1 pseudogene is annotated in these 377 nt (G+C 58.9%); it reads left to right on the top strand.

The features are described 5' to 3' along the window. A pseudogene (locus tag EN861_RS34445) lies at nt 1-377 on the top strand (transketolase); the annotation flags it as partial.

Consider the following 377-nt stretch of genomic DNA (forward strand, 5'->3'; position numbering starts at 1 on the left):
GTCGCCTTTCGCCCAGGCAGCCACCCGTCGCCATAAAGCCCCAGCCGTACCCGTGCCGGCACAGATACCTTGGAGCGCACAGGTCTCGATGTCGACACAACAAGGTTTCGGCCTTTTGATGCACGAGATCGCAAAATCAAACAGCGATTTTGCCAAGCGTGTCGTCACCACGTCTCCCGACGTCACGGTCTCGACCAATCTTGGCGCCTGGGTGAACAAGCGCGGTCTGTTCGCGCGCGCTGGTCGGGCAGACATTTTCCGAGAGGAGCGCATACCCTCCACCTTCAACTGGACATTCTCGCCGTCGGGACAGCACATCGAACTTGGCATCCCCGAGATGAACCTTTTCACGATGTTTTCGTCGCTGGTGCTGTCGG

It is taken from the genome of Mesorhizobium sp. M8A.F.Ca.ET.218.01.1.1 (assembly GCF_004791165.1).
Lineage (GTDB): Bacteria > Pseudomonadota > Alphaproteobacteria > Rhizobiales > Rhizobiaceae > Mesorhizobium.